This is a genomic window from Cellulosimicrobium sp. NPDC030954, assembly GCF_055571305.1.
This window is the reverse complement of sequence record NZ_JBVIFN010000020.1, coordinates 1-17,300: the sequence shown is the minus strand read 5'-3', so window position 1 is coordinate 17,300 and position 17,300 is coordinate 1. Positions and strand designations below refer to the sequence as shown.

Below are 17,300 nucleotides of genomic sequence, written 5' to 3'. Positions count from 1 at the left end.
CACCCGCTTCACCAAACGCGCCGCCTACTACCGCTCCGAACTCACCATCGCCGCGATCATCCTCTGGCTCCGCGATTCACCGGACACGCCCTAGCGCGCAACCACCTCACGAGTCCGAAGAATCTTCACTTCCAGGACCACCTCCTTTCGCGTGTACGACGACGGTACGTCCGCCCCCCGCGGCAACGCCAGGGGATTTCGCGCACGGCGTGGAGACGCCGAGATCGACCCGCCCGTCGCCGGATCGACCCACCGAGGGTCGATCTCGGACGTGCGGGTCGATCTCGCGGGTGCGCGCCAGATTCACGCGGGACGCAGGTGCGCCCACTCCTCGGGGTAGTCGTCGAGCCACGCGGCGAACGACTGCGCGGGGCGCTCGACGAGCCGGGGGACGGCGTCGCTCACGTGCGCGAGCTCGCCCGCGGCGATCGCCGTGTACGACGACACCCAGCCGTCGACCTCGAACCGCGGCACCCCGTAGCGCTCGCGCGACGCGTACGCCTCCTCGACGGTCTCGGCGTGGTACGTGATGTCGCGACCCGTGGCGACGGTCAGCGCCTGCGCGACCTCGTCGAGCGTGAGGGCCTCGGGCCCGGTGACGTCGTAGGTGACGCCGTCGTGGCGGTGGGCGTCGGCGTCGAGCAGGACGACGGTCGCGACGTCCGCGATGTCGTCGTGCGACACGCACGCGACCCGGCCGTCGCCCGCCGGCCCGCGGATCACGCCGTCGGCGCCGACCATGAGCGCAAGCCCGCGGTGGTAGAGGTTGTCGCGCAGGAACGTGTGGCGCACGCCCGTCGCGCGGATGTACTCCTCGGTGCGCCAGTGGTCGCGCGCGAACGTGAAGACGGCGTCCGGCGCCGCGCCGACGAACGACACGTAGACGATGTGCCCGACCCCGGCCGCGATGGCGGCGTCGACCGCCGCGCGGTGCTGCGCGACACGGTCGAGGTCCTCGCGGGCAGACACGAGGAACACGGTGTCCACGTCGGTGAAGGCGGCGACCATCCCGCGCGTGTCCGTGTACCCGCCGACGACGGCGACGTCCGACTCCGGGAGCGGGTCGTCGCCGAGGCGGGGCGCCCGGGCGGCGTCGCGCACGACGAGGCGCTGCCTCGCGCCCTCGGCGGCGAGGCGGAACGCGAGCTTCGACCCCAGGAGCCCGCTCGCGCCCGTCACGGCGATCCGCCCCGACCCCGCTCCGATCATCATGTCCTCACGGTAGACGTGGCGGTCGCGGGGCGCCCGGCGACCGGCGCGCACGTGAGGAGTGCGCGCGACTCCCCCAGAATGGGCCCATGACCAGTGCCGAGGCCCCCGCGCCCTACCGCGTCATGACCGTCTGCACCGGCAACATCTGCCGGTCCCCCATGGCCGAGGTGGTGCTGCGCGACCGCTTCGAGGCGGCCGGGCTCGGCGACCGCGTCGTGGTGGACTCGACGGGGATCAGCGACGAGGAGCGAGGCAACCCGATCGACCGTCGGGCGCGGGCCGTCCTCGCCGAGCACGGGTACGTCGTCGACGGGACGCACCGGGCGCGCCAGGTGCGCGCGGGCGACCTCGCCGCGCGCGACCTCGTGCTCGCGATGACGTCCCAGCACGCGCGCGCCCTGCGCCGCCTCGACGGCGCCGGCCCGGTGCGGATGTACCGCTCGTTCGACCCGGCCGCCCCCCGCGTCGCGCCGGGCGAGCCCGAGCACGTGCTCGACATCGCCGACCCCTGGTACGGCGGTCAGCAGGACTTCGAGGACTGCCTCGCCGAGGTGGAGGCCGCCGCAGACGGGATCGTGGACTTCGTCCGCACACGGCTCGCCACCTGACCCGTTGTGGGCGGGAAATGGGCCCGGTTCAGGCCGTGGAACCGGGCCCATTCCCCGCCCACAACCGTGGCGGTGCGGGTGCGGAGCGTCAGCGGGTGCGGGACCGCCGGCCGCGCAGGCTCCCGACGGCGGAGCCCACCGCGCGCGCGACGGCCCGGCCGGCGTGGTGGGCACCCGCGCCGAGGCGGGAGAGCAGGAGGCCCAGGACGCCCGGCGCCGGTGGTGCGGCGTCGGGAGCGGGGGCGGCGTCGTCGGGCACGACCGGGACGACGGGCGCGGGACGCGGGAGGTACGCGCCGACCCACTGCGCGATGCGCCCGTACGCGAGCGCGCGCACGGGCCGGGCCGAGAGGACGACGTCGTGCAGGGCGCCGTCCAGGCGCGCGACCGTGACGAGGTCGCCGAGCTGGACGGACCGCCGCGCGACGCCGTCCACGTCGATCGCCGTGTCCGTGTGCATCATCTCGGGCGTCCAGCGCGGGAGCAGCGTGCTCCGCGCGGAGAGCAGCACCAGCACCGGAGCCCCGATGGACAGGCCGCGCGCGACGGTCTGCTGCCCGCGGAAGACGGCGGACAGCCACGCGGGCGTGGTGCGGAACCCGTGCTGGGGGCGCCAGGTGAGGTCGTACGTCCACTCGCCGTCGAAGTCCTTGCTCACCGAGCGCGTGTAGAAGCCGAGGTCGACGTTCGGCAGCGGGCGCGTCGGCATGAGGCGGGCGCGGGCCCCGATCACGGGCTCGAGCAGCAGGCGCCCGACCTCGCGCGTCTGGAACTCCAGCCACGGGCTGTTGAGGACGAGCGCCGCCGCGCGGCCGGGGTTCCGGGCGAGCCAGAGGCTGAGGGTCAGGCCGCCCGTCGAGTGGCCCATGAGCACGAGCTCGCGCGGCGAGCGCCCGTCGCCGTGGTGGCCGATCGCCGTGAGCGCCGCCTCGACGTCCTCGTCGTACGTCGTGAGGTCCGTGACGAATCCCGGGGTCTGGCCGGGGCGCAGGCTGCGCCCGTACTTGCGGAGGTCGAGCGCGTGGAAGCGTGCGCCGTGCGCCTCCCAGAAGTCGGCGAGCTCGGTCTGGAAGAAGTAGTCCGACCACCCGTGGACGTACAGGACGTCCAGGTAGGGGGCGGGTCCGTCGTCGCCCGCGGCCGGGGCGCCGTCGCCCCCGGCTCGACGGCGGCGCACGAGCGTCGCGACGACGTCGCCCTCGTCGTCGGGGGAGAGCGGCAGCGTGAGCTGCTCGTAGTCGTCGCCGAGGACGTCGGGCTGCCAGTCGGCCATGCCGCCGACCCTAGGCGCGCGGGACGAACGCCGCTCGGTACGGGCGGGGCGACCTTCGGCCCCGGGCCGGTCCCGTGCGCGCCGGGAGGTCCGGGACCACCCGTACCCCGCGCGGTTCCGCGGCCCGGCGAGCGGTGCAGATCGTGTGGTTCTCCCTCATGCGCGACGCCGTCGGGCGCTTGCAGACTGGCGGGATCATCGGCCGACGGCGTCCGCCTCGGCCGCCGTGCGACCGAACCGAGGTGCCCCGTGAGATCTCGTCCGACCCCGCTCCTCGCCGGAGCGGCCACCGTCGCCCTGGCGGCGGCCCTCGTGGGCGGCGCCGCCGTCGTCCCGGGTGCGCTGGCCCCCGCGGCCGCGGCCCAGTGCTCGACCACCGGGTGGGCCGAGGGCTCGACGTACGCCGCCGGCGCCCAGGTCACCTACGGCGGGCGCACGTACACCGCGCGCGTCACGCACACGGCCTACGTCGGCACCGGCTGGAACCCCGCGTCGACCCCGACGCTGTGGACCGACGGCGGCGCGTGCGACCCGACGGATCCCACGGACCCGACGGATCCCACGGACCCGACGGATCCCACGGACCCGACCGATCCCACGGATCCCACGGATCCGACCGATCCCGCCGACCCGACCGACTGCGCGGTCCAGGGCAAGCCGGCGGGCAAGGTGCTCCAGGGGTACTGGGAGAGCTGGGACGGCGCGTCCAACGGCGTGCACCCCGGCCTCGGGCACATCCCGATCGACGACGCCCGGATCTCCGCGCACGGCTACAACGTCGTCACGCTCGCGTTCCCGGTGATCCTCTCCGACGGCACCGTGCTGTGGGAGGACGGCATGGACGTCGGGGTCGACGTGCCGACGCCCGCCGAGATGTGCGCGGCGAAGGCGAACGGCACGCGCCTGCTCCTGTCGATCGGCGGCGCGACCGCCGGGATCGACCTGTCCAGCCCGGCCGTCGCGGACCGCTTCGTGGAGACGGTCGTGCCGATCCTGCGCGACAACCACTTCGACGGCATCGACATCGACATCGAGACGGGGCTGTCCGGCAGCGGGAGCATCAGCACGCTCTCGACGTCGCAGTCGAACCTGATCCGCATCATCGACGGCGTCCTCGCGGAGATGCCGAGCGGATTCGGTCTCACGATGGCGCCCGAGACGGCGTACGTCACGGGCGGCAGCGTCGTGTACGGCTCGATCTGGGGCTCGTACCTCCCGATCATCAAGAAGTACGTCGACAACGGTCGCCTGTGGTGGCTCAACATGCAGTACTACAACGGCTCGATGTACGGCTGCAGCGGCGACTCCTACGGCGCCGGGACCGTCCAGGGCTTCCAGGCGCAGACCGACTGCCTGAACGCCGGGCTGACGATCCAGGGCGTCACGGTGAAGGTGCCCTACGACAAGCAGGTCCCAGGGCTCCCCGCCCAGGCGGGCGCGGGCGGCGGCTACATGGCGCCGTCGCTGGTGACGCAGGCGTACCAGCCGTACGCGTCACGCCTCAAGGGCCTCATGACGTGGTCGATCAACTGGGACGGCTCCAAGGGCTGGACGTTCGGCGACAACGTCCGCGCGCTCCAGGGCCGCTAGTCAGGCCGGTCCTCCTGACGCCCGCTCCCGCCGAACACGACACGGGGGTCGTTATCAGCCCGATAGCGACCCTCATGTCGTGCTCGGCGGGTGGTCGTGCCGCGGGGGTGGGTCGTCGAGTCAGGCGGTCCGGGCGCGGCGGGCGCGCCAGCGTGCGACCTCGTGGTCCACGTCGCGCGTCGGGGTGACCACCGGTGGTCCGCCCAGGAGCTGGCGACGGGCGTCGACGACGCGCGCGTTGAAGTCGGCGAGGATCTCGCGGACGGTCGTCTCGTCGAGCTCGCGGTCGAGCCGGTCGTCGAGCTCCCGGTCCTCCTGCTTGAGCAGCATCGCGGGCGGACCCAGCCCGGTGAGCTGCTCGCGCTCGATGACCGACCTGAGCCACCAGTCCGGGTCGTGCGTCCCCGTGAGCCCGGGGATCGGCTTGCCCGCGAGCGGGAGGTCGTCGAAATCGCCCCGCCGGATGGCCTGGTCGATCACCGCGTCGACGTACATCGCCCGATCCTCGGGTCGTACACGACGTGGGCCGCGGGGCTCGGCGACGTCGTCCGGGCCCCGGGGATCGGCGGCGGGCGCCTCTCGTCCGGCCGGTCCGGGCTCGGCCGCGCGGTTCGCGTCGTCGCGCTCCGACTCCTCGCGCGCGGTCTCGCGGTCGACCCGGTACTGCGCGGCTCGCCGGACCGGGTCGTCGTCCGGGGCGCTGCGGGACCGTCGTCGGAACACGAGAACCTCCTCTGTCGGCGTCCGTCCACCCTAAGCACGGGCGACGGCCCGGGACGAGCGGGCGGTCAGCCGTCCAGGAGCGGGTGGTAGCGGCGGCGCAGCCCGCGGTCGACGGCAGCGACCACCCCCGCCACGGACAGCACCGTGTTCACGGAGGCGGGCAGGTCGGGCACGAACGGCGGCGTCCAGCCCGTGAACCCGGAGACGAGGTCGAGGAGCTGCGGCACCTGCGTCACCAGCGCGACCGCGAGCACGACCCACGCCACGACACCGACGGCGCGGCTCGCCGTCGGGCGCTCGCGGTCCATGCGGTCGCGCCACGCCTCGGCGGTGCCGGGCATCGGCGCGACGTCCCGGACGTCCCCCACGGCGTCGACGACGCGCACGTATCGCATCCCGTAGAGGCTCATCCGGGCCTCGAGGACCGCGCCGCCGAGGTCGAAGCGGGCCCGGGACCGCTGCTCGTCGACGAGGCGGCGGTCGCGGTAGAGCCGGATCCGCTCGTCCCAGTCGAGGAAGTCCACGTCCACGACGTACTCGTGCCCGCCGTGCCACAGCACGAACGCGCTGCGCCACAGCACGCCCCATCCCCGCACGGGTCGGAACACCTCGTCGCGGCCGTCGCGCTCGTGACTGCCGCGTCCACGATCGTCCCTCGCCCGGTCGTCGGAGCCGTCGTCCCACACGTCCTCGGTCATACCGTCCATCCGACCCCGTCGGCCGACGACGGCGCGTCGCCCGGACGACCGACCCCTCGCGGTCGCCGACGTCCCTCGAACGGATGACCGACCCCGCGCCGAACCCGGGGTCGTGGGCCGTCCGACCGCCGAACTCGCCCGTGACCCCGGGTTCGGCGCCGTGCGACCCGGCATGATGGCCCCATGTCTGGGTCGATGAAGGTCTCACGCCGCTCGCACGTGCCGCCGTTCGCGGTGATGGAGGTGCTCGCGGAGGCGAACCGTCTGCGCGACGCGGGGGCGTCGGTCCTCAACCTGTGCGCAGGCGAGCCGTCGACGGGCGCCTCGGACGTCGTCCGGCGCCGCGCGATCGAGCTGCTGGAGCACGGCGACCTCGGGTACACGGAGTCGCTCGGCGTCCCGGCGCTGCGCCGCGCGATCGCGGAGCACTACGACCGCTGGTACGGCGTCGAGGTCGACCCGGCGCGCGTCGCGGTGACGACCGGGTCGTCCGGCGGGTTCCTCCTCGCGTTCCTCGCGGCGTTCGACGTCGGCGACCGCGTCGCGCTGGCCCGCCCCGGCTACCCCGCGTACAAGAACATCCTGCGGGCGCTGGGCTGCGAGGTCGTCGAGCTCGACTGCGGCCCGGAGACGCGCTACCAGCCCACGGTGTCGCAGCTCATGGAGGCGTACTACGGCGGCGGCCTCGACGGGCTCGTCCTCGCGAGCCCCGCGAACCCGACCGGCACGATGATCCTCCCCGCCGAGCTCGACGCCGTCGCGACGTGGTGCGCCGACCACGACGTGCGCCTCGTGAGCGACGAGATCTACCACGGCATCACGTACGGCGACCCGGCCGGAGCCTCGCCGGCGGCGCTGCCCACCGCCGCGCGGTACGTCGGCGACGGGGCCGTCGTCGTCAACTCGTTCTCCAAGTACTGGGCCATGACGGGCTGGCGCCTGGGGTGGCTCGTGCTGCCCGACGAGCTCGTCGGGCCGGTCGACGCGCTCGCGGGCAACGTCGCGCTGTCGCCGCCCGCGCTCGCGCAGCACGCGGGCGTCGCGGCGTTCTCCCCCGAGGGGTACGCCGCGGCCGCAGAGAACGTGGCGCGCTACGCGGCGTCGCGCGAGCTCGTGCTGGCGCGCCTCGACGACCTCGGGTGGTCGCGCGTCGCCCCGGCCGACGGCGCGTTCTACGTCTACGCCGACGTCTCCGGCGACGGCCTGGACTCCGTGACGTGGTGCGAGCGGCTGCTCGCTGAGGCGGGCGTCGCGCTCACTCCGGGTACGGACTTCGACGGCGTCCACGGCGGCGACTGGGTGCGCCTGTCCTTCGCGGCGGCCCCGGAGACCGTCGCGGAGGCGGTGGAGCGCATCGTCGCCTGGCGCCGCACCCTCTGAGCCCCTGACGCCGAGACAGCGACCCACGGCCGAGAGAGCGGCCTGCGACCAGGAACCGAGGGCCTCCGTGGCCGGGGATCGCTATCTCGCGGGTCTGGTCGCGACGGCGACCAGTCCGCGCGAGGATCGTGCGGTGCCGACCGGACCCACCTCGACAGGACTGCCTCCTCGAGCCGACGGCGTGCTGCGCCTCGCGACGTTCAACGCGCTGCACGGCGCCGCGCTCGACGGGACGGTCGACGTCGAGCGGTTCGCGCGCGCGGTCGCGTACCTCGACGCGGACGTGCTCGCGCTGCAGGAGGTGGAGCGGGACTCGCCCCGCTCGCAGCGCGCCGACCTCGTCGCCGTCGCCGCCGAGGCGCTGCATGCCGACCACCGGCACTTCTCCCCCACCCTGCGCGGCGTCTCCGGTGCCTGGGTGCGCGCGGCCCGCCCGGGGTCGGGGGTGCGGCGCGTGCCGGGCGTCGCGTCCTACGGGATCGGGCTGGTCAGCCGGTTCCCGGTGACCCGGTGGTCGCGGCTCGAGCTCGACCGGATGCCGTGGCGCTCGCGCGTCCGGCGCCGGACGTCGGGTCCGGTGCGCGGGGCCGCTCGCCTCGTCCCGTTCCGCGTGGTCCCGGACGAGCCCCGCGCGGCGCTCGCGGCCGCCGTCGTGACGCCGTGGGGCCCGCTCACCGTGGTGACGACCCACACCACGTCCCGCCCCGAGTTCACCGCGGACCAGCTCCGGTCCCTCGTCCGGGCGTGCACGCCGCTCCCCCGGCCGCTCGCGCTGCTCGGCGACCTCAACCTGCGCGCGCCGGAGCCCGCCGTGCTCAGCGGCTTCACGTCCTTCGCCGACGTGCTCACGCACCCCACGGACCGGCCCGTGCGCCAGATCGACCACGTCCTCGTCGACGGCGCTCCCGGGCAGGCGACGCTCCGGGCGCTCGGCCCCGCGACCGCCGTCGACACCGGCCTGTCCGACCACCGCGCGGTCGTGGTCGACGTGGTCGTCGAACCGCAGGCCGGCGCCACCGCCTGAGCGCTACGCTCCGAGCGAGGGCGTCGACGCGAGGGAGCGGTCCGATGGTTCCGGAGATCAACTACTGGGCGGTGCTGGCCGCGACGGTGTCGAGCATGGTCGTGGGCTCGGTCTGGTACACGCCGAAGGTGTTCGGCACGTACTGGATGCGCGTCGCGAAGGTCGACCCGTCCGGGGAGGGGCGGGACGCCGTCGTGCCGATCGTCGTGACCCTCGTGGTCAGCTTCGTCACGGCCTGGGTCCTCGCGGGGGCGACGTACCTCGCGTGGTCGTTCTACGGCGGCGGCTACCTCGGCAACGCGCTGCTGACGGCCGTCGTGCTGTGGGCGGGGTTCACCGCCGCGCGGTTCGTCACGCACGACGCGTTCGAGGGCCGGCCGGCGGGGCTCACCGTCCTCAACGCCGCGCACGAGCTGGTCACCGTGCTCGTGATGGGCCTGCTGATCGGGCTGATCACGCCCGCCGGGGTGTAACCGCGGGCGCGCCGGGCCCCAGAGACGCACCCGTGCTCGACGGATGCACGGACAGGCGCGCTCACGCCGCGGAGTGCGACGCTCGGCAGGCCGGTGGGGCCGTCAGGCGGCGAGCCCGACCTCGCGCGGCGAGGGGTCGCCGTCGGCGAGGACCGGCTCGGGGACGGTGGCCGTGGCCGTGTCCGTGGCCGTGGCCGTGGCCGTGGTCGTGGTCGTGGCCGTGCCCGGGACGACCGCGGCCGGCGAGGTCACCACGTCGTCGACGGCCGCGCGGCGGCGCGCCCGCGCGCGGACGATCACGACGATCGCCTGCACGCCGATGAGGATCCACACGATGTTGGCAGCCACCGACGGCCACACCCCGTTCGCGGCGGCGACCATGCCCATGAGGCCTGCGGCGGTGAGGTTGGTGAGCTGGAACGGGGCGGACGACGCGGCCCAGCGGCCGCGGCTGACCATCGCGTAGGCGACGACGCCGGCGGCGGCGCCGATCCAGCCGAGGAACATGACGAACGCGTCGAGGGTGACGAGCACAGCGGTACTCCGGTGACGAAGAGGGGTGGAGGGGGTTGCCGCGACGCTGCGGTGGCTGTGCGCTCCGGGCCGGTGGCTGGTGGCGCGGGTGGTGCGGAAGCTCGGGCGCCGACCCGTAAGGAGGAGGAGGTAACCGACCGGCGCCACGACAAGTGTGAGGCCTCCCGGGCTTCAGCACAATCGAAGTATCCTGCACCGGCGGTTTAGCATCTCTACATGGCGACGGACCCACGCAGACTTGGTTTTCTCCTTGCCGTGCACCGCGGCGGGGGCATTCTCGCGGCAGCAGATCTCCTGCACGTCACCCCGTCGGCGGTCTCCCAGCAGATCCAGCGGCTCGAGGCGGAGGAGGGCGTCGCGGTCCTCGACCGTGGACCGCGCGGCGTGACCCTCACGCCGGCCGGGCGCGTGCTCGCGGAGACGGCCGAACGCATCGAGACGGAGCTCGTCGAGGCGCGCAAGGCGCTCGCCGCGCTCGGCGACGAGGTCATCGGCCGGGTCGCGGTCGGGTCGTTCCAGACGGCGATCCGCGCCGTCGTCGCGCCGGTCGCCGGGCGCCTGGCCGAGACGGCGCCCGGGGTCGAGCTCGACGTGCAGGAGCGCGAGCCCACCGAGGCGCTGCGCCTCCTGCGCGCGGGCGAGCTCGACGTCGTGCTCCTCGAGCGCGACTACGAGGCCGACTCCCCCGCGCCGCGCGGCACGCGCGAGATCGTGCTGCTCGACGAGCCGTGGCGGCTCGTGGTCCCCGCGGGCATGCCCACCCCGACCCGCCTCGACGACGTGCGCGACGCCGTCTGGCTCGGCCCCGAGCCGGGCACCGCCGCCGCGCGCGCCCTGCGCCGTCTGGCCCGCGGGCTCGGCGGGACCCTGCGCACGCGGCACAACTACTACGACTTCGACGTCGCGCTGTCCCTCGTCGCCGCCGGGCTCGGCGTCGCGATGCTCCCGGCGCTCGCCGTCGAGGGGGGCGCGTCGGACGAGGTGCCCGACGGCGTCACGGTCGTCGGGCTGCCCGGCCTCGGCTCCCGGCGTCTCGTCGCGCGCCACCGCGCGACCCGGCACGAGCCCCGGCCGGTCGTCTCCGCGGTCCTCGACGAGATGGTCGCCGCCGCGGCGGACATCGCCTTCGCCTGACTCGTCGAGGGAGAGCCGTGGTCACGACCATGCCTCTACCTCGGGCGACCGGAGCTCTACCTCGCGCGACCAGGGCTCTGCCTCGCGTCACTAGGGCTCTACCTCGGTGGGAGGTCGAAGCGGGTGGCGCCGTAGGGCTCGGCCGTGCCGAACGCGAACACCCGCTCGGGGACCAGGCGGTAGACCGCCCACGGCGGCGGGCCGGCCGACGGCGCGCTGAACTCCGCGGTGAGCGCGTTGGTGTGCCGGTTCGGCCCGCCGGCCCCGGGCTCCTGCGGGAGCCGGCCGAACAGCGTGTCGTGCACGCGTGCCCACGCGATCGGCGGCGTGCCGTAGCCGTCGAGGTTCTTCACCGTCGGTCCGGGGGTCGTCATCGTCCTGCTCCTCGTCGTCCGGGTGCCCCGCGTCCGGGGGCCTCGCGCAGGGGCCGCGCGTCCGGGTGACTCGCGTCCTCACGGGTCATGACGCGCGCGGGCGCCCGCACTCATCGGTCGGCGACGTAGCCTGCCGGGGTGGACGTAGCGGTGGTGGGGGCGACGGGGGACGTCGGCCGGCAGGTGTGCACCCAGATCGTCGAGCGGCGGGTGCTCCCGCCGACGGCGCGGCTCCAGCTCGTCGGTCGGGCCGGCGGGGCGTCGGGCCGCGCCGTGCACGGGCTGCGCGCCGACCTGGTCGACGCGTACGACGAGCACGCGCCGCTCCTCGACGTCGCGCACTCCCCCGAGGACGTCACGGCCGACGTGATCGTGGTGGCCGCGGGCCTCACGCCTCCGGCGCGCACGGGCGCCGACCCCGACCGCCGGGTCCTGGCCGCGACGAACGGCGCCGTCCTCGCCGAGTACGCGGACGCGATCGCGCGGCACGGCTCCGGGCACGAGGTGGTCGTCGTCGTGACGAACCCCGTGGAGCTCGGCGTGGCGGTCATGGCGGAGCGGCTCGGGCGGCACCGCGTGCTCGGGATGGGCGCGTGGCTCGACACGCTGCGGTTCCGGCGCGAGCTCGCGGTCGAGCTGGGCGTGCGCCGACACCGCGTCGGCGGGTTCGTCGGGGGTCAGCACGGCGAGGACGCCGTGCCGCTGTGGTCGACGGTCCGCGTGAGCGGTCTCGACGCCGACGAGCGGGCCCGCGCCGTCGCGGCGCTGCGCCGGGGCCGGACGCTCGACGCGCTGCCCGCCGAGATCGCCGCGGCGAAGACCGAGCTGGCGCACGTGGCCGCGGCCGACATGGGTGCGGCGTTCGACCTCATCGACACGTGGCCCGCCGACCTGCGGCTCGTGGCGCGCCCGTGGATGACGCACCAGTCGGGCGCGAAGACGCCCGCCGGGACGGCCAGCGCGACGGTCGACCTGCTCGAGGTGATCCTCGACGGCCGCGAGATCGTCGTCGCCGGGCAGGTCGCGCTCGACGGCGAGCTCGACGGACGGCTCGACGGACGGCTCGAGCGGACCCTCGCGGGGCACGACGGCGTCCCGCACCGCGGCGTGCTCGGCGTCCCCGTGGTCCTCGGGCCGGGCGGGTGGACGCGCGTGCTCCTCGACGACCTGCCCGACGACGAGGCACGCCGCCTCGCGCACGCGGCGGACGGCGTCGGGCGCATGGTCGCCGCGAGCGCGACGCCGGGCCAGGACGACCGGTCGGGACGGCCCGGGCGGACCGGGACCGCCGCAGGCGCCCCCGCCGCGTCGTCGCGTGCTCACGATCTCGACGAGCCGACCCTCGCGGGCGACCGGGCGTCGTCGGGCCGGGCGGAGGTCGCGTGGGTCGCGTCCGTGCACGGGCTCGACCAGCCGGGGACGCTCACCGCGCTGACGGGAGTGTTCTCGACGCGCGGCGTCAGCTTCGACTCGCTCGCGACGGAGCCGGCGGACGACGGCCGCGCCGGTCGGATCGTCGTGACGTTCCGCGCGACCGAGCGCCGGGCACGCGCCCTCGAGCGTGCGGTCGCCCGCCTCGCGACGGTGCGCTCCGTCGTCGTGCACGCCGCATGACCCCGCCGCTCCCCCTGGTGCGGCAAACCATGGGGACAAACTTAGGCACCTAAGTTATGGTGGTCGGCATGGACCTCGCCCACGAGCTGCACGACCTCGTGCGCACGCTCGACCGCGAGGCGGAACGACTCCTGCGCGGCGAGGGCATGACGTACCACCGGTTCGTCGCGCTCGTGATCGTCGCCGAGCACCCGGGCATCACCGGCCGCCGTCTCGCGTCCGCGGTCGGGGTGAGCGAGCCGTCGATGAGCGTCATCGTCCGACGCCTCCTCGACGACGGGCACGTGGTCGACCTGTCCGAGGGCGTGGGGCGCGCGCGTCGGCTCGCCGCCACGGAGGCGGGCCGGTCGACCCTCGGGACGTGCCGGCGCGTCCTCGGGGACGCGCTCGACGTCGCGGCCCGCTCGCTCGGCCTCGATCCCCAGGAGCTCGCCCGCACCGTCCGCGCGCTGCACGACGCGGTGCGTCTCCCCGCTCCCCCGACCAACCCTTGAGAGGTGCTCGATGACCACCGTCCTCGCCGCGACCGCCGCGGTCCTCTTCCTCGTCCGGCTCGTGCTGTTCGTCGCCCTGCACCTCGTCCCGAGCGACTACAGCCCGGTCCGGCACGCGGTGAGCGACTACGCCGTCGGGCGCACCCGCCGGCTCTCCACGGCGGCGACGTGGACGATGGCGCTCGCGTGGGCGGCGCTCGCCGGCGCCGTCGCGGGGACGTCGTGGGCCGAGAAGACCGAGGTGCTGTGGCAGCTCGTGCCCCTCGTCGTGCTGTTCGTCGCCCTGCCGTTCCTGCCGACGGACCTGGAGGGGCAGCGGAGCACGACCGTCGGCCGCCTGCACCTGCTCGCCGCGATCGCCTGGTTCGCGCTGAGCTACAGCCTCACCGGCAACTTCTCGCGCTACCTCGCCGACGCCGGGGTGCTGGGCACCGCGCTCGTCGTCCTGCACTGGGTCGCGCTCGCGGCGCTCGTCGCGCTCGTGGCGTCGCTCGTCGTCCAGCCGCTGCGCTCGCGCACGTTCGGGATCAGCGAGCGGGTGTTCATCGTCGCGATCACCCTCTTCTTCCTGCTCGCGAGCATCGGCCTCGCGCTCGACGTCGCCGTCACGTCCTGAGCGGGCGGTGGCCCGGACCTCACAGTGCGCCGAGGCGCGGTGAGCGGAGACGGTAACGAGACGGGGCCAGGAGGGTCACGCCGTCGAAACCGTGAGGTCCTAGCGTCGGGGACGCCGCGGCGGTCGCCACGCCGGGCAGAGCCACCGCCGACCTCTCCCCGGAGCCGTGAGCCATGTCCTCCCTCAAGCCCGCCGAGCTCGTCCCGACGATCATCGACGCCGGTGCCGGCAAGGTCCTGCTGTCCACGCGCGACACGCTCGTGCGGTCCACGATGGGCGGCGCGATCCTCGCGATCGCCGCCGCGTTCGCCGTCACGGTGACGGTCACGACCGGCCAGGCGATCCTCGGCGCCGTCCTCTTCCCCGTCGGGTTCATCCTGCTGTACCTGCTCGGGTACGACCTGCTCACCGGCATGTTCGTCCTCGGCCCGCTGGCCTGGCTCGACAAGCGGCCCGGCGTCACCGTGCGCGGCGTCCTGCGCAACTGGGGCCTGGTGTTCGTGGGGAACTTCCTCGGCGCGCTCGCCGTCGCGGTGATGATGGCGATCGTCGTGACGTACGGGTTCGACACCCCGCCCAACGAGGTCGGTCAGGCGATCGGGCACATCGGCGAGGGCCGCACGGTCGGGTACGCGGAGCACGGGGCGTCGGGCATGCTCACGCTGTTCGTGCGCGGCATGCTGTGCAACTGGATGGTGTCCATGGGGGTCATCGGCGCCATGATCGCGAAGGACGTGCCCGGCAAGGCCATCGCGATGTGGATGCCCGTGATGCTGTTCTTCTTCATGTCGTTCGAGCACTCGATCGTCAACATGTTCCTGTTCCCGTCCGGGCTGCTGCTCGGGGGCGAGTTCACGATCATGGACTACCTCGTGTGGAACGAGATCCCCACCGTGCTGGGCAACCTCGTCGGCGGCCTGCTCCTCACCGGCCTGCCGCTCTACCTCACGTACGGCCGCCCGGCGTCGCGCCGCTCGGCCCAGGAGCCCCAGCCCGGCCCGACGGCGGAGCGCGAGCTGGTCTCCGAGCCCGCCTGAGCGGCCGGCGGTCGGCTCTCACCCGTCGAGGCCGATCCGCCTCACGGCGACGAGCAGACCTGTCTCGACCGCGAGGCTGACCTCGACGAACCGGGGGTCGTCACGGACCGCCGTGACGATCGAGGCGACGACCGAACGATGCTCCTCGGCGGCATAGCGCGCCGGGTCGAGATCGTCGAGGACCAGGAACCCGCCAGGTCGCACGAGCTCGCGCGTGCGATCGAAGTCAGTCCACTTTCCCCCCTCGGCGTCCGCGAACACGAGGTCGAAGAGGCCGAAGTGATCCCAGCAGTCCTCGACCCGGCGCTCGACGACGTCGACCACCCCGGCGGAGTGGGCGGCGACGCTCCTGGCGAGATCAGGGTCTGCCTCGAGAGCGACGATCCGGACGTCGTCGCGGCCCGTCAGTCCCGCACCGAGCCACGCCGTCCCGACCCCGCAACCAGCCCCGATCTCCAGGACGCGGCCACCGGGTGGCACGGCGGCGGCGAGCGTCGCGAGGAGCGCCCCGACGACGTCGCCGCTGGAGGCGGCGAAGCCTCGCGCCCGAGCGCGCGAGCGCGCGGCGGCCACGGGCGGGGGTGCGGGAGTCGGTGCTAGCTGACGGGCACCGTCCGGTTGCGGCGCAACAGGCCGCGGCAGGTGAGAGCCTCAAGGCCGAGCACAAGCACGCATGCTCCGGCCGCAGCCAGGAGGTAGCGACGGTTCGTGTCGACGCATGCTGGAGTGGAGTCTGACGACGTGTGCGAGATCCCGAACAGTGGTTCCTCGATACACGAGGCGCGGCCGCCGTCCGTCTCGACCTGACGCGGGGCGAGCGTGGACGCCAGCACGACCACGACGACCGTGACAGCGAAGAGAGCGACGGGCACCGTCCATCGAGTGCGCCACTGCCGCACCATGAGGGGGAGCAGGGCGACGACGATGGCGCCCAGAAACCCCAACGTGGCAAGGAGTGACAGCGTCATCCGGCCGGTCCCTTCTGCGTCGTGACTCAGTATCCGAGCCCGAACCACGTAATCGTCTTGCCCTGTGCCTGGGCATTCGCGATCGACTGCGTGAGCGGGATCATGTTCCGGTTCGGGGTCTTTTGAGAGATGACCGGCGACTCTCCCGGAATGCCGTCACCGTAGGCGACGAACATGACGTGGTCGATGGATCCGTCGGGCGTGTTATTCGGGTCCCAATCGGTGTACAGAACCTCTCCGGCGCGTGCGTTCCAGATGTTGTCGATCGGTGTGAGGCCGCCGTTGTACCGGAAGAACGTGTACTGGTACTTGGCGGAGGACCAGGTGCGCGAGGCGGTGCCTGGCCCGGTCAGGTTGGATGACCAGTTGTCAGTGTCGAAGGGATTGACTCCGCCCTTGTACTGCCATCCGCCAGCGCGGAACACCTGGGAAACGAAATTCGCGCAGTTGTTGTCGAACCAAGGGAAGGCGGGGTTGAAGTCGTTGATGGTGTCGCCATCGTTCGGCGGGGACGTCCACTCCCAGGCGTAGGCCTGCTGGTTGTAGATGTCAGCGGTCGGCTGGGAGAAGGTCGTGAAACCGCCCCCAGGGCTCGCGGCAGCGAGTGCGGCTTGCCGGTCAGCAGACGACTGCGTGGGTGCTGGGGCGTTGGGGTCGTCCGGTGTGGTGTCGGCCGGGGGTTCGACGAGGACGTCTTGGACGACGATGGGCCGGGCTCCGGAGGTGTCCAGCGTGATGAGGTGCTCGTCGGTCCAGACGCTGCCTTGCGGCCATTCGGCGCCAGCGCCGCCATAGGAGAACTCGGTCGTGACGGAGGCGTGCACCTCGAGGATGTCGGGCTCACGCTCGACGCTGCTGAGCACGTCGTAGCTCGACTGGGCGTCGACGATCGGTGTGCCGTCGTCGTCCAGCGCGTCCCTGGTAGCCGCGTTGATTCGCTCAGCCTCTGTGGGCGACCCCGCCATACGCGGTGATCGGGCCTGGGGCGCGACCCATGCGGTGTCTTGGCTCTCAAGGTACGCAGTCAGAGACCCTTCGAGCTCGACGTCAGTGTCGGTGGCGTTCCCTTCGGCTGCGGCTGGTGCCGCGATCCCCGCGACCAGGACTGCTGAGGCGATGGCGAGCAACTTGCGTGGTTTTGCAGAGGGCATCAGTGCCCTCCTCCCCTGAGTGAACTTTCGAGGCAACGATTGCCTCAGGCATCACGCTAGCGGCGGCAGGCTTGTGCCGCGCGGGGATCCCGGTGTGGGCCGGCGTGGGGCGGCGTGGGCCGGCGGCCTCGTCTGTCGGGCTCGCCGACCGGAGCGTGACGGGGTATGGCGATCATAGGACGGCGTTCCTGCTGCCGCAGGCATCCACGGGTCTCATCGGGCAGTTCCCTGGTTGCTACAACTGGGCCAAGGGCGGTCGGGCGCAGGCAGGAGCCTCGTGGCTGTGCCTGGGCGCCGGCTGACGTCTAGGCCCTGTCCTGCGAATGTTCTTGGCATGTGTCCGGTAATGTCCGGGTTGTGGGTGTGGGGCGTGGTGAGCTGACTGACACGGCGTGGG

General features: G+C 73.5%; 20 protein-coding genes. 11 read left to right on the top strand and 9 right to left on the bottom strand.

Going from position 1 to position 17,300, the window contains the following annotated elements; translation table 11 throughout:
• Positions 1-303 precede the first annotated feature (303 nt).
• Complete coding sequence (locus tag ACZ402_RS20010) at positions 304-1,212, bottom strand: SDR family oxidoreductase (RefSeq protein ID WP_375826080.1); 909 nt, start codon at positions 1,210-1,212, stop codon at positions 304-306.
• Positions 1,213-1,298: 86 nt separating this feature from the next.
• On the opposite strand from ACZ402_RS20010, the gene ACZ402_RS20005 reads away from it, so the two are divergent.
• Positions 1,299-1,820, top strand: a complete 522-nt coding sequence (locus ACZ402_RS20005; protein ID WP_375826081.1) for a low molecular weight protein-tyrosine-phosphatase — start codon at positions 1,299-1,301, stop codon at positions 1,818-1,820.
• Positions 1,821-1,908: 88 nt separating this feature from the next.
• Here ACZ402_RS20005 and ACZ402_RS20000 read toward each other — a convergent pair whose 3' ends face one another.
• Positions 1,909-3,093, bottom strand: coding sequence for an alpha/beta hydrolase (locus ACZ402_RS20000; RefSeq protein WP_375826082.1), 1,185 nt, complete (start codon positions 3,091-3,093; stop codon positions 1,909-1,911).
• Between the two features lie 249 nt (positions 3,094-3,342).
• On the opposite strand from ACZ402_RS20000, the gene ACZ402_RS19995 reads away from it, so the two are divergent.
• Positions 3,343-4,683 carry a carbohydrate-binding protein gene (locus ACZ402_RS19995; RefSeq protein ID WP_375826083.1) on the top strand — a complete coding sequence of 447 codons (1,341 nt, stop codon included), beginning with the start codon at positions 3,343-3,345 and terminating at the stop codon, positions 4,681-4,683.
• Between the two features lie 120 nt (positions 4,684-4,803).
• Here ACZ402_RS19995 and ACZ402_RS19990 read toward each other — a convergent pair whose 3' ends face one another.
• Together ACZ402_RS19990 and ACZ402_RS19985 are read right to left on the bottom strand one after the other, a co-directional pair.
• Complete coding sequence (locus tag ACZ402_RS19990; RefSeq protein ID WP_375826084.1) at positions 4,804-5,406, bottom strand: DnaJ family domain-containing protein; 603 nt, start codon at positions 5,404-5,406, stop codon at positions 4,804-4,806.
• A 65-nt stretch (positions 5,407-5,471) separates the two neighbouring features.
• Positions 5,472-6,113: a hypothetical protein gene (locus ACZ402_RS19985; RefSeq protein ID WP_375826085.1), complete on the bottom strand. Its 642-nt coding sequence runs from the start codon at positions 6,111-6,113 to the stop codon at positions 5,472-5,474.
• A gap of 186 nt (positions 6,114-6,299) precedes the next feature.
• On the opposite strand from ACZ402_RS19985, the gene ACZ402_RS19980 reads away from it, so the two are divergent.
• From ACZ402_RS19980 to ACZ402_RS19970, 3 genes are all read left to right on the top strand, one after another.
• On the top strand, positions 6,300-7,484 hold the full coding sequence (locus ACZ402_RS19980; RefSeq protein WP_375826100.1) for a pyridoxal phosphate-dependent aminotransferase: 1,185 nt from the start codon (positions 6,300-6,302) through the stop codon (positions 7,482-7,484).
• Positions 7,485-7,617: 133 nt separating this feature from the next.
• Complete coding sequence (locus ACZ402_RS19975; RefSeq protein ID WP_375826086.1) at positions 7,618-8,508, top strand: endonuclease/exonuclease/phosphatase family protein; 891 nt, start codon at positions 7,618-7,620, stop codon at positions 8,506-8,508.
• A 44-nt stretch (positions 8,509-8,552) separates the two neighbouring features.
• Positions 8,553-8,981: a DUF1761 domain-containing protein gene (locus ACZ402_RS19970; protein ID WP_375826087.1), complete on the top strand. Its 429-nt coding sequence runs from the start codon at positions 8,553-8,555 to the stop codon at positions 8,979-8,981.
• 102 nt (positions 8,982-9,083) lie between these two features.
• Here ACZ402_RS19970 and ACZ402_RS19965 read toward each other — a convergent pair whose 3' ends face one another.
• Positions 9,084-9,515 carry a CBU_0592 family membrane protein gene (locus ACZ402_RS19965; RefSeq protein WP_375826088.1) on the bottom strand — a complete coding sequence of 144 codons (432 nt, stop codon included), beginning with the start codon at positions 9,513-9,515 and terminating at the stop codon, positions 9,084-9,086.
• Positions 9,516-9,731: 216 nt separating this feature from the next.
• On the opposite strand from ACZ402_RS19965, the gene ACZ402_RS19960 reads away from it, so the two are divergent.
• A complete protein-coding gene (locus tag ACZ402_RS19960) occupies positions 9,732-10,649 on the top strand; it encodes a LysR family transcriptional regulator (RefSeq protein ID WP_375826089.1) in 918 nt (305 codons plus the stop codon).
• Between the two features lie 98 nt (positions 10,650-10,747).
• On the opposite strand, the gene ACZ402_RS19955 is transcribed toward ACZ402_RS19960, so the two are convergent.
• Positions 10,748-11,023: a hypothetical protein gene (locus ACZ402_RS19955; RefSeq protein WP_375826090.1), complete on the bottom strand. Its 276-nt coding sequence runs from the start codon at positions 11,021-11,023 to the stop codon at positions 10,748-10,750.
• A gap of 138 nt (positions 11,024-11,161) precedes the next feature.
• On the opposite strand from ACZ402_RS19955, the gene ACZ402_RS19950 reads away from it, so the two are divergent.
• From ACZ402_RS19950 to ACZ402_RS19935, 4 genes are all read left to right on the top strand, one after another.
• Positions 11,162-12,637, top strand: a complete 1,476-nt coding sequence (locus ACZ402_RS19950) for a lactate/malate family dehydrogenase (protein ID WP_375826091.1) — start codon at positions 11,162-11,164, stop codon at positions 12,635-12,637.
• Between the two features lie 68 nt (positions 12,638-12,705).
• Complete coding sequence (locus tag ACZ402_RS19945; protein ID WP_375826092.1) at positions 12,706-13,131, top strand: MarR family winged helix-turn-helix transcriptional regulator; 426 nt, start codon at positions 12,706-12,708, stop codon at positions 13,129-13,131.
• Positions 13,132-13,141: 10 nt separating this feature from the next.
• Positions 13,142-13,747 (top strand): DUF998 domain-containing protein, encoded by a 606-nt coding sequence (locus ACZ402_RS19940; RefSeq protein ID WP_375826093.1) that lies wholly within the window; start codon positions 13,142-13,144, stop codon positions 13,745-13,747.
• A 173-nt stretch (positions 13,748-13,920) separates the two neighbouring features.
• Complete coding sequence (locus ACZ402_RS19935) at positions 13,921-14,784, top strand: formate/nitrite transporter family protein (RefSeq protein ID WP_375826095.1); 864 nt, start codon at positions 13,921-13,923, stop codon at positions 14,782-14,784.
• Positions 14,785-14,802: 18 nt separating this feature from the next.
• On the opposite strand, the gene ACZ402_RS19930 is transcribed toward ACZ402_RS19935, so the two are convergent.
• From ACZ402_RS19930 to ACZ402_RS19920, 3 genes are read right to left on the bottom strand one after another with little or no spacing between them, the layout of a single operon-like run.
• Complete coding sequence (locus ACZ402_RS19930) at positions 14,803-15,357, bottom strand: O-methyltransferase (protein WP_375826096.1); 555 nt, start codon at positions 15,355-15,357, stop codon at positions 14,803-14,805.
• A gap of 23 nt (positions 15,358-15,380) precedes the next feature.
• On the bottom strand, positions 15,381-15,752 hold the full coding sequence (locus ACZ402_RS19925; protein ID WP_375826097.1) for a hypothetical protein: 372 nt from the start codon (positions 15,750-15,752) through the stop codon (positions 15,381-15,383).
• A gap of 26 nt (positions 15,753-15,778) precedes the next feature.
• On the bottom strand, positions 15,779-16,903 hold the full coding sequence (locus tag ACZ402_RS19920; protein WP_375826098.1) for an amidase domain-containing protein: 1,125 nt from the start codon (positions 16,901-16,903) through the stop codon (positions 15,779-15,781).
• Between the two features lie 155 nt (positions 16,904-17,058).
• On the opposite strand from ACZ402_RS19920, the gene ACZ402_RS19915 reads away from it, so the two are divergent.
• Entirely contained in the window at positions 17,059-17,205 is a 147-nt protein-coding gene (locus ACZ402_RS19915; protein ID WP_375826099.1) for a hypothetical protein, read from the top strand.
• Positions 17,206-17,300 lie beyond the last annotated feature (95 nt).

Coding starts and splice junctions, on each gene's coding strand:
- ACZ402_RS20010 (WP_375826080.1), bottom strand. CDS start 1,212: ATGATGATCGGAGCGGGGTCGGGGCGGATCGCCGTGACGGGCGCGAGC.
- ACZ402_RS20005 (WP_375826081.1), top strand. CDS start 1,299: ATGACCAGTGCCGAGGCCCCCGCGCCCTACCGCGTCATGACCGTCTGC.
- ACZ402_RS20000 (WP_375826082.1), bottom strand. CDS start 3,093: ATGGCCGACTGGCAGCCCGACGTCCTCGGCGACGACTACGAGCAGCTC.
- ACZ402_RS19985 (WP_375826085.1), bottom strand. CDS start 6,113: ATGGACGGTATGACCGAGGACGTGTGGGACGACGGCTCCGACGACCGG.
- ACZ402_RS19980 (WP_375826100.1), top strand. CDS start 6,300: ATGAAGGTCTCACGCCGCTCGCACGTGCCGCCGTTCGCGGTGATGGAG.
- ACZ402_RS19970 (WP_375826087.1), top strand. CDS start 8,553: ATGGTTCCGGAGATCAACTACTGGGCGGTGCTGGCCGCGACGGTGTCG.
- ACZ402_RS19960 (WP_375826089.1), top strand. CDS start 9,732: ATGGCGACGGACCCACGCAGACTTGGTTTTCTCCTTGCCGTGCACCGC.
- ACZ402_RS19955 (WP_375826090.1), bottom strand. CDS start 11,023: ATGACGACCCCCGGACCGACGGTGAAGAACCTCGACGGCTACGGCACG.
- ACZ402_RS19945 (WP_375826092.1), top strand. CDS start 12,706: ATGGACCTCGCCCACGAGCTGCACGACCTCGTGCGCACGCTCGACCGC.
- ACZ402_RS19940 (WP_375826093.1), top strand. CDS start 13,142: ATGACCACCGTCCTCGCCGCGACCGCCGCGGTCCTCTTCCTCGTCCGG.
- ACZ402_RS19935 (WP_375826095.1), top strand. CDS start 13,921: ATGTCCTCCCTCAAGCCCGCCGAGCTCGTCCCGACGATCATCGACGCC.
- ACZ402_RS19925 (WP_375826097.1), bottom strand. CDS start 15,752: ATGACGCTGTCACTCCTTGCCACGTTGGGGTTTCTGGGCGCCATCGTC.
- ACZ402_RS19920 (WP_375826098.1), bottom strand. CDS start 16,903: ATGCCCTCTGCAAAACCACGCAAGTTGCTCGCCATCGCCTCAGCAGTC.